At 38.6% G+C, this 10237-nt stretch carries 12 protein-coding genes; 9 read left to right on the top strand and 3 right to left on the bottom strand.

Annotated elements, in window-relative coordinates:
• The 3 genes from Q1W14_RS08700 to Q1W14_RS08690 form a co-directional block, all read left to right on the top strand.
• Positions 1 to 868, top strand: an 868-nt coding sequence (locus Q1W14_RS08700; protein ID WP_300700792.1) for a YbbR-like domain-containing protein, incomplete at its 5' end; no start/stop codon positions are given.
• Positions 858 to 1472 carry a dephospho-CoA kinase gene (coaE, locus tag Q1W14_RS08695; protein ID WP_300700789.1) on the top strand — a complete coding sequence of 205 codons (615 nt, stop codon included), beginning with the start codon at positions 858 to 860 and terminating at the stop codon, positions 1470 to 1472. The genes Q1W14_RS08700 and coaE, both read left to right, overlap by 11 nt.
• Positions 1473 to 1499: 27 nt before the next feature.
• Positions 1500 to 1931: a DUF5606 domain-containing protein gene (locus Q1W14_RS08690; protein ID WP_300700787.1), complete on the top strand. Its 432-nt coding sequence runs from the start codon at positions 1500 to 1502 to the stop codon at positions 1929 to 1931.
• 173 nt (positions 1932 to 2104) lie between these two features.
• Here the strand turns inward: Q1W14_RS08690 and clpB are convergent, their stop codons facing one another.
• Complete coding sequence (clpB, locus tag Q1W14_RS08685; protein WP_300700784.1) at positions 2105 to 4699, bottom strand: ATP-dependent chaperone ClpB; 2595 nt, start codon at positions 4697 to 4699, stop codon at positions 2105 to 2107.
• A 380-nt stretch (positions 4700 to 5079) separates the two neighbouring features.
• Here clpB and Q1W14_RS08680 point away from each other — a divergent pair, with 380 nt between their 5' ends.
• The 3 genes from Q1W14_RS08680 (at position 5080) to Q1W14_RS08670 (ending at position 7704) form a co-directional block, all read left to right on the top strand.
• The gene (locus Q1W14_RS08680; protein WP_300700782.1) at positions 5080 to 5676 is read left to right on the top strand and encodes a DUF6621 family protein; all 597 of its coding nucleotides are present in this window, start codon (positions 5080 to 5082) and stop codon (positions 5674 to 5676) included.
• Positions 5677 to 5683: 7 nt separating this feature from the next.
• On the top strand, positions 5684 to 6580 hold the full coding sequence (locus Q1W14_RS08675) for a LysR family transcriptional regulator (RefSeq protein WP_300700779.1): 897 nt from the start codon (positions 5684 to 5686) through the stop codon (positions 6578 to 6580).
• Between the two features lie 101 nt (positions 6581 to 6681).
• Positions 6682 to 7704 carry a putative sulfate exporter family transporter gene (locus Q1W14_RS08670; RefSeq protein ID WP_300700777.1) on the top strand — a complete coding sequence of 341 codons (1023 nt, stop codon included), beginning with the start codon at positions 6682 to 6684 and terminating at the stop codon, positions 7702 to 7704.
• Here the strand turns inward: Q1W14_RS08670 and Q1W14_RS08665 are convergent.
• Complete coding sequence (locus tag Q1W14_RS08665) at positions 7692 to 7988, bottom strand: UpxY family transcription antiterminator (protein ID WP_300700774.1); 297 nt, start codon at positions 7986 to 7988, stop codon at positions 7692 to 7694. The two genes, Q1W14_RS08670 and Q1W14_RS08665, sit on opposite strands and share 13 nt — an antisense overlap.
• 11 nt (positions 7989 to 7999) lie before the next feature.
• Positions 8000 to 8584 (bottom strand): hypothetical protein, encoded by a 585-nt coding sequence (locus tag Q1W14_RS08660; RefSeq protein ID WP_300700771.1) that lies wholly within the window; start codon positions 8582 to 8584, stop codon positions 8000 to 8002.
• Positions 8585 to 8743: 159 nt separating this feature from the next.
• Between Q1W14_RS08660 and Q1W14_RS08655 the strand changes: the two genes are divergently transcribed.
• The 3 genes from Q1W14_RS08655 (at position 8744) to Q1W14_RS08645 (ending at position 10237) form a co-directional block, all read left to right on the top strand.
• On the top strand, positions 8744 to 9088 hold the full coding sequence (locus tag Q1W14_RS08655; RefSeq protein WP_300700769.1) for a helix-turn-helix domain-containing protein: 345 nt from the start codon (positions 8744 to 8746) through the stop codon (positions 9086 to 9088).
• A gap of 125 nt (positions 9089 to 9213) precedes the next feature.
• Complete coding sequence (locus tag Q1W14_RS08650) at positions 9214 to 9720, top strand: RNA polymerase sigma factor (protein WP_300700766.1); 507 nt, start codon at positions 9214 to 9216, stop codon at positions 9718 to 9720.
• Entirely contained in the window at positions 9710 to 10237 is a 528-nt protein-coding gene (locus tag Q1W14_RS08645) for a hypothetical protein (protein ID WP_300700763.1), read from the top strand. The genes Q1W14_RS08650 and Q1W14_RS08645 overlap by 11 nt, the downstream gene beginning before the upstream one ends.

Below are 10237 nucleotides of genomic sequence, written 5' to 3'. Positions count from 1 at the left end.
CAATGACTATGAAACAGAATTTTCTATTCCTGTGAAGTTAAAGGGGGTACCCAATAATGTGGTAATAACTTCCGAACCAGCTTCTGAACTTCACATTAAAGTAAAAGATAAAGGCACTGTACTTCTTAATTATATGTTGGGAAAGAGTTTTTATCCTATCACTCTCGATTTTAATGACTATAAAGGAACGAACAATCACGTTAGTGTTTATGCCCCACAGTTTGAACGGAAAATTTTGAGTCAACTGAATGGCTCTACCCGTTTGCTGTCAATGAAACCTGATACATTGGAATATTATTATTCGACGGGAGAATCTAAACTCGTACCTGTAAGATTGCAAGGTACAGTTAGTGCTGGAAGAGAATATTATCTTTCCGATACAATTTTCACTCCTGATTCTGTATTGGTATATGCTTCTGAAAAGGCTCTCGATACCATAAAAGTTGCTTATACTCAGAAGCTAAAATTGGAAGATATCTCAGATACATTGAAGCAGCAGGTTACTCTAGCCAGTCGGAAAGGTGTTAAGTTTGTACCTGCTTCTGTAGAGATGATGCTTCCAGTGGATATTTATACGGAAAAAACAGTAGAGGTTCCTTTGCGTGGAGTGAATTTTCCAGCGGATAAGGTGCTGCGTGCATTCCCCTCTAAGGTACAAGTTACTTTTCAGGTTGGTTTAAGCCGATTCCGTCAGATAGGTGCGGATGATTTTCATATTAATGTTTCGTATGAAGAATTATTGCACTTAGGGTCTGATAAATATACTGTAAAATTGAAGAATATACCGAAAGGTGTTAGTCACGTGCGTTTCAATCCGGAACAAGTAGATTTCCTGATTGAACAAGTTTCTCCGAATTATGGCAATTAAGATCGGTATTACCGGAGGTATTGGCAGCGGGAAAAGTGTTGTGTGCCGCTTAATGGGGGTAATGGGAATTCCTGTGTATACATCGGATGAAGAAACCAAACGGCTAATGGCTACTGACTCTTTTATTCGCAAAGAATTGATCGCATTGCTTGGGAAGGATGTTTATGCTGATGGGATTTTGAATAAACCATTGCTAGCATCTTATCTTTTCGGTAGTCCCGAACACGCCATACAAGTAAATGGTATTATTCATCCGCGCGTGAGAGAAGATTTCAGGCAATGGGTGAGGGATCATTCTGCTTTTCCAATGGTAGGTATTGAGTCGGCCATACTGATCGAAGCTGGTTTTGTCGGTGAAGTGGATGTGGTGGTTATGGTTTATGCGTCGGAGGAAGTACGTGTAGAACGTGCTGTGAAACGGGACACTTCATCACGCGAACTGATAGAAAAACGTATTCGGAGCCAGATGAGTGATGAAGAAAAGCGTAAACAAGTTGATTTTGTAATTGTAAATGACGGTGAAACTCCTTTAATTCCGCAGCTTTTGGCATTAATCACTTCGCTATCTAAAAATATTGATTACCTTTGTTCCCCGAAAAAATAAATACTAATAATCAAAACTGAATATACTATGTTGAAGACTATTTTGTCTATTTCCGGTAAACCGGGATTGTATAAGCTTGTTTCTCAGGGAAAGAATATGTTGATCGTAGAATCACTTGCTGACAAGAAGCGTTTCCCTGCATACGGTAATGAGAAAATAATTTCCTTGGGTGATATTGCTATGTATACAGATACTGAAGATGTACCTTTGCAGGAAGTATTGATTTCCATGAAGAAAAAAGAGAATGGTGCAGCTGTTGCAATGGATTTGAAGAAAGCTACTGCAGATGACCTTCGTGCATATCTGGCAGAAGTGTTACCGACATTTGATCGTGACCGTGTTTACCCTTCTGATATTAAGAAACTTATTACTTGGTATAACCTGTTAGTGGCAACTAATATGGTAGATTTTGAAGAAGCTGAAACTCCTGAAGCTGCAACTGAAGAAAAAGCTGAATAATTTTATTTCCAGATAACAAAAAGGTATGTTCGGATTATCCTGAACATACCTTTTTTGTTTTATAATTCTATTGAAACAATATATTAATACTTTGCATTACAAAATATTAATATCGTGTAAGCACGATATTAACTTCATGCAAACACGATATTAAAGTTTTGTGATAAGCGAATTTAATTCTTGAATATCAATCCGTCGTTGGCAGCGTTGGCATCTACAATAATGGGTCTGCTACGGTCTACTTCTTGTGCTAACAACTTCTTTGACAAGTCATTCAGTAAATAGTGCTGGATGGCACGTTTTACAGGGCGGGCACCAAATTCAGGATCATATCCGGTATTGGCTAGAAAATCTATAGCTTCATCAGTCAATACTAAATCCACGCCATTGTTTAAAAGCATTTTTTGTACGCTCTTGATTTGAAGAACTACAATTTGCTTGATTTCTTTTTCGGTCAATGGCAAGAACATGATGGTTTCGTCGATACGATTCAAGAATTCAGGACGGATGGTTTTCTTTAGCATGTTCATCACTTCCTTCTTAGTTTCTTCTATCACTTCTTCCTTGTTAGAGCTGTTTAATTTCTCCATTTGACTTTGGATATAGGCACTGCCCATGTTGGAAGTCATGATGATGATAGTATTCTTGAAGTTTACCATACGACCTTTGTTGTCTGTCAGACGTCCATCGTCCAGCACTTGCAATAGGATGTTGAATACATCCGGATGTGCCTTTTCAATTTCATCGAACAATACAACTGAGTAGGGTTTGCGTCGTACAGCTTCTGTCAACTGCCCACCTTCATCGTAACCAACATATCCCGGAGGAGCTCCTACCAAGCGAGAAACGCTATGCTTCTCCTGATACTCACTCATATCTATACGGGTCATCATTGTTTCATCATCAAAGAGGAATTCAGCCAAAGCTTTGGCAAGTTCAGTTTTACCTACGCCGGTTGTACCCAGGAAGAGGAATGAACCAATAGGACGCTTCGGATCTTGTAGTCCGGCACGACTACGGCGAACTGCATCGGAAACAGCTTCGATAGCTTCATCCTGCCCAATTACACGTTGGTGTAACTCATCTTCTAGATGTAGCAACTTTTCCTTTTCACTTTGTAGCATTTTGTTGACCGGTATTCCAGTCCAGCGAGATACAACATCAGCAATATCTTCGGCGTCTACCTCTTCCTTAATCATGGCCTTGTCACCTTGCATCTTGTGTAGTTTCTGCTGGATTTCTTCAATCTCTTGATTTAGCTCCTGAAGTTTGCCATAGCGAATTTCAGCTACTCTGCCATAATCACCTTCGCGCTCAGCTTTTTCGGCTTCGAACTTCAAGTTTTCAATCTCAATCTTATTCTGTTGGATTTTGTTGACTAAAGTCTTCTCACTTTCCCATTTAGCTTTGTAAGACTTCTCTTGTTCTTTCAGTTCGGCAAGTTCTTTACCGATTTGCTCCAACTTGGGTTTATCATTTTCGCGTTTAATTGCTTCACGTTCAATCTCCAACTGCTTGATTTTACGAGTAATTTCGTCTAATTCTTCCGGAACAGAATCTACTTCCATACGAAGTTTGGCAGCAGCTTCATCCATAAGGTCGATAGCCTTGTCAGGGAGGAAGCGGTCGGTGATGTAACGGTTGCTCAATTCTACAGCAGCTATGATAGCATCATCTTTAATTCGAACATGGTGATGATTCTCATAACGCTCTTTCAGGCCACGCAAGATAGAAATAGTGCTAAGAGTATCAGGCTCATTTACCATTACAATCTGGAAACGGCGTTCTAATGCTTTATCTTTTTCGAAATACTTCTGATATTCATCCAAAGTAGTAGCACCGATACTTCTCAGTTCACCACGTGCTAAAGCCGGTTTTAAGATATTTGCTGCATCCATAGCACCTTCGCCTTTGCCTGCACCTACCAAGGTGTGAATTTCGTCGATGAAGAGAATGATATCTCCTTCAGACTTCTTGACCTCATTGACAACAGCTTTCAAGCGTTCTTCAAATTCGCCTTTGTATTTAGCGCCGGCAACTAATGCACCCATGTCCAGTGAATAAACCTGTTTGTTCTTTAGATTATCAGGAACATCACCACGCAGGATACGATGTGCCAATCCTTCTACGATGGCTGTTTTACCAGTACCGGGTTCACCTATTAATATAGGATTATTCTTGGTACGGCGGCTCAGGATTTGCAATACCCGGCGAATTTCTTCATCACGCCCGATAACAGGATCCAGTTTACCGCTACGCGCTGCCTCATTCAGGTTTATTGCATACTTCTCCAGTGATTGATAGGTGTCTTCGCTGGATTGTGAAGTAACTTTTTCACCTTTGCGAAGTTCGTTGATCGCCCCGCGTAATTCTTTTTCCGTCATTCCGGCATCCTTCAGAATAGTAGAGGCGGTACTCTTTACATTCAGCAATGCCAGTAAAACGGGTTCCAGTGACACGAACTCGTCGCCCATTTCCTTGGAGTATTGCGTAGCTTTCTGCAATACTTCATTGGCTTCCCGGCTCAGATAAGGTTCTCCACCCGAAACTTTGGGTAAAGATTCAATCTGTTTGTCTAATATAAGAGCTATTTGCTGGTTGTTCATACCTAGCTTCTGAAAGACGAAGTTCGTAATGTTCTCACCAACCTTCATTACGCTTTGAAGCAGGTGTACGGGTTCAATGGCTTGTTGACCACGGCTTTGTACGGCATTTACAGCCTCCTGTACTGCTTCTTGCGCTTTAATGGTAAAATTGTTAAAGTTCATATTTTGTTCTCCTTTCTATTTTTAATTAGTTCCATAACGTTTGAAAAGGCGCAAAAGATTTGCCAATGGCATATTTCGGACAAATTTTCAGTTAAAATTAGTAAGATAAAGCCAAAATGACCGATAAGCGGATGGATAGAGACTTTTAGTCTGCTGCGTAGTCTGTTTTAAGATATATGTATGCTGATGTTTATTCTTTTCACCATGGTGGAAAGAATAAATATTGCCTATGCAGGATATTATCAGTAGTAAGGAAAAGAACTAAAACATACCACTATATTATTAAAGCAAACATGTGGTGAATGAAATTTCTTTGTTTGTCTAATGAACCGTGAAACTTTTCTTATCTTTACACATTCAATAATAAACAGAAATAAATAATGGAAGATAAAGTAGAATTCTCAGAAAATGTGATATTGATTGATGTCGTGTTTTTGAATAAGATAGCGTATCATGCAAAAAAAGTTCTAGGCGAAAGATTGGGACGTGAGTTACCTAGTATAGACTTGCCTGCATGGTTGAGCTATTTGTCATTGGATGCCGGATTGCGCGGGAGTGATAATGAAATACAAGTTATATTGTTGCATGATGAGGCCACTCACGAACTGGATGGTTGCGAACCTGCTAATTTGGACGGTTTGAATGGTATGGCATGTCGCACATCGCTTGGTGAGTTTGCTTTTTCCTGTGTCACCCCTGCCCAAATTACTTCTTGTGAGGCATTGTACCTCGATTTGATGAACCTTGCATTAGACTCTGCTGATGTAAAACGCTTGATGCTAGTGCCTTTCCATCCTTTGTATGGAGATAGGGTAGAAGATGGTTTGCGTGAATTCTTTGCGGGAAAGAGTGAAGAGCAATGTGCCAGAGCAGTCTACTTTGTGATGGAAGAACCATTGCAACCTGTACTTGCCCGTTGGGATCTTATTCTTTATTCTTTGGCGCAAGCTTTCGGGATTAAATCTGACGAATTGTAATAAGAATATGAGTGATTTCCGTTTAAAAGTTTTCCAGTCTGTAGCGAAGAATCTGAGCTTTACAAAAGCATCACAAGATTTGTTTGTTAGCCAGCCTGCCATTACAAAACATATACAGGAACTTGAAACGACCTACCAAACGCGTTTGTTCGACCGTCAAGGAAGTAAAATCTACCTGACAGAATCGGGAAAGTTGCTACTTGAGCATTGTGAACGGATATTGGAAGATTATAAACGGTTGGAATATGAAATGCACTTATTGCATAATGAGTACACAGGCGAATTGAAACTAGGTGCTAGTACAACAATTGCCCAATATGTGCTGCCTCCCATGCTTGCCAGTTTCATTAGCAAATTTCCACAAGTCAGTTTGTCGCTAATGAATGGTAACTCCCGCGAGATAGAAATTGCTTTGCAAGAACACCGTATTGATTTAGGATTAGTAGAAGGGGTCTTTCGTTTGCCTAATCTGAAATATACTACATTTCTTGAGGACGAACTGGTTACTGTAATCAGAACCGGCAGTAAGTTATCTGTTGGGGATGAAATTACGCCGGATGAATTGAGAAATCTGCCTTTAGTGCTTCGCGAAAGAGGTTCGGGTACATTGGATGTCTTTGAAAGAGCTTTGCTACAACATAATATAAAGTTATCTTCGTTACAAGTGTTGATGTATCTTGGTAGTACCGAGAGTATAAAACTATTTTTGGAACATACTGACTGTTTAGGTGTTGTTTCAATACGCTCTATCTCACGTGAACTATATGCCGGACATTTGCGTGTGGTAGAAATAAAGGGTATGTCCATGCTTCGTGATTTTAGTTTTGCCCAGCCTCAGGGGCAAGAAAGCGGTCTTGCACAAGTGTTTATGCAATTTGCTGCTCATCATAATCAAAAGTTATAGCTTATAAAAAGAAACAATTGGTATGTATGGGAAAAGAAGCCTACCTTTGCACCCGAAAAAATGAAAGATATTAATACGAATAATATATAAAACAAAAAAGTATGGCTTCAAATCAAGTGGTAGAGAAAGGCAATGAGGTGTCTTTTCTTCAAAGTAAAAACAAAACTATTTATGTCTCTCTTCTCGTCGTTATTTCCATCTTCTTATTATTAGATTATATTCCCGGTATGCATGCTATTTCTGCATGGGTTACTCCACCGGTAGCATTGTTTCTAGGTTTGGCATTTGCTTTACTGTGTGGACAAGCACATCCTAAGTTTAATAAAAAGGTCTCCAAATATCTGTTGCAATATTCTGTAGTGGGATTAGGTTTTGGTATGAATGTGGAAGCTTCGTTGGCTTCCGGAAAAGAAGGTATGGAGTTTACCATTATTTCAGTTGTGGGTACTTTGATTATCGGTTGGTTTATCGGTCGTAAGTTATTGAAAGTAGATCGTGATACTTCATATTTGATAAGTTCCGGTACAGCAATCTGTGGGGGTAGTGCTATTGCAGCAGTCGGACCGGTTTTAAAAGCAAAAGATAGTGAGATGTCTGTTGCGCTGGGGACAATCTTTATTCTGAATGCTATCGCACTGTTTATCTTTCCAATGATTGGGCATGCACTGAATATGAGTCAACATGAATTTGGTACATGGGCTGCTATTGCCATCCATGATACAAGTTCAGTAGTAGGTGCTGGTGCTGCATACGGTGAGGAAGCTCTGAAGGTAGCAACTACTATCAAACTGACACGAGCTTTGTGGATCATACCTTTGGCGTTTGCTACTTCTTTCATATTCAAAAGTAAAGGACAGAAAATCAGTATTCCATGGTTTATCTTCTTCTTTGTACTGGCAATGGTTTTCAATACTTACGTGCTGGATACCACAGAAACCGGTACTCTCATTGGTGCCAATATCAATAATTTTGCTCGCAAAACGTTGACCATAACTTTATTCTTTATTGGTGCGTCTTTATCGCGGGATGTGCTGAAAGCAGTAGGTATCAAGCCACTTATTCAGGGCATATTGTTATGGGTAGTGATTAGTGTAAGTACGTTGGTTTATATTTACTGGTTCTGATACGTATTGAACAGCTCTTTTACACGAAAGACGGAGAAACCATTTTGCAAGATTTGCAATTCTTCATCTGAAGCATATATGAATACGCATCTCGCTATTGCAGGGATGCGTATTCTTTTTGTCTTACCGCCCCATTGGCGCTTCACTGAAGCAAGAGGAAGATATGTTATCATGCCAATATCTTCTAATCTTGCTTTAGTTTTCAGTTCAGCGCACGGACCAGTTAATATGATATACCAAGTATGTGTTTTGTCCAGTTGTTCTTTTATCTGTTGAAAAGCCATGTTTAGTATGCTTATTTTATGATAAAATCGAATGTATTGAAAAATTGTGGTTGATTACCAATAGAGACAGGTAAAATAATGGTAACAGCTGCTTTATTACCTTTTTTGATACTCTTTTTATCGTATATTTTCAAACCGGCTTTGTTTGTTTCAGAGGCGGCAACAGTAATGATTCGTTCTGCTTCTGTTTGTCCCTTCATTATTGATAAATAAGAGGTTTCGGGAGTATACGAATCAACATTAATTTCCGTAGCCCGTCCATTTATAATCAATTGTGTATTTGCCCAGTTAACCCGAGCATCTTCTGTCGTGGTATTTTTTATGATAATTTTCCAATTTGTACTATTGGGTATAAATTGGTATACTATATCGTTTTTACTATATTCTAATTTCCCTTTTTGATTTTCATACCACTTGAAAGAAACACTGCAATCATTGTCTACATATTGGGCAGACAAGCTTACCGGAAATAGAAGAAATAGGAAAATAATCAAATTATTTTGTCTTTTATACTTTCGATAATCATAATAAATCCATATTAGGATACCTAAGATGCTAATAGGGATGGCTATGAGTATGAAAAGTAGTAGTGTCATAATAGCAGATATTATTTGTTTATTTATGTGAGTATGCGGCAAAGTTATCATAAAATATTTGATAAAACAAATAAATTATGAATAAAATATTGTATTTGTCAGATGAATTATTGTTCTATAGTATTTCAGACTGATTGATTAATTTGTACCTTCATACCAATGGAGAAAAGTAATGTATATATTGGTGAAGTCATTAAGAATGTGATGGCCGAACGGCAGATCACAAAGGCGGAACTTGCACGTAGACTGAATGTTAAGCCTCAAAGTGTAGACTATATGTTGAGGCGGAAAAGCATTGATACAGATACGATGTATAGTGTGTCATTGGCATTGGATTATGATTTTGCCTTGTTATATTCCATTCATAAAGAACAGATAAATTGTGATACAGAAACCCCGGAGTACCAAATATCTGTTGCAAAAATCCTTGTTGAGTTGGATTTGAAAACGGAAGATATTATGAAATTGAATCTTAAGAAAAGAATTTCTGACGCATTGAAATGAATTTCATGTGTTATAGTAGTCAATACTGCTTTTTATTATCTATTTTTTTCCTTACCGTGTAACAAAGTCTTTCTGAGTTACGTCTATAGGTTATAAACACAAATCGAGCATTTATTTGAAAGCCCATGGACGCTGAAAATTTTAAAAGGGAGTTTCTGCCATATCATCGTAAGTTATACTGCATAGCCTATAGGCTATTGGAGAATGCTGCTGATGCCGAAGATTTAGTGCAGGAAGCTTATCTTAAAATGTGGGACAAGCGGGAAGGACTGACTATTATCAGTAATCCGGAAGCTTTCAGCGTGACTTTAGTTAAGAATATGTGTTTTGATTTGCTACGTTCGGGAAAGTACACATTGAACAGGCAAAGTCTAGAGATAAATGAAGTGTACAATATGTCGCAGGCTGATAATTTTGAAGTGCGAGATGAAGCACGACAAGTAAGGGCAATCATTGCTCAACTGCCTGAACAGCAACGACGAATTGTAACATTACGTGATGTCAAAGGGTATTCTTTTGAGGAAATAGAGCAAGCTACAGGGCTGAATGCCACTAATGTACGAGTACTTTTATCCCGGGCAAGAAAAAAAATACGTGAGGAATTTAATAAATGGTGTAACTATGGAAGTTGAAGAAATAGAAAAATTGCTCGCTAAATTTTATGATGGCGATACTAATGAAAGCCAGGAAGAAGCGTTGAGAGATTATTTCAGAATAACGGAAGTACCTGAGCATCTGCTGAAGGATAAAGATATTTTTCTTAGTCTTTATCAAACTGCGGATAGAGATGTGGAAGTTCCTTCTGGGTTGGAGGATAAACTAAGCCTGCTGATTGATGAAAAGGCCGAAGAAGAACAGCGCTTTTTCCGTCCTAACAAAGCTAAACGTAATTGGCGCTGGATTGGAGGCATTGCTGCTACCGTATTGCTGCTTATTGGTATTGGATATGGAGTCGATAAGTTGGAAGATGATGTGTGTCCGCCTACCCCTCAAGATACATTTTCAGATCCGGAAGAAGCCTATCGAATGTTGCAGGCAACATTATTAGAAATTTCTTATAATTTGAATAGTGGGTTGAATGAAGTGAAAGAAACTCAATCCGATATGAAAAAAATACATCAGGAAATAAGAAATGAAATTAAAAGATAA

Source organism: Bacteroides sp. (assembly GCF_030151085.1).
Classification (GTDB): Bacteria; Bacteroidota; Bacteroidia; order Bacteroidales; family Bacteroidaceae; genus Bacteroides.
The sequence above is the reverse complement of the archived record's forward strand: the minus strand, read 5'-3'. Positions and strand labels throughout refer to the sequence as shown.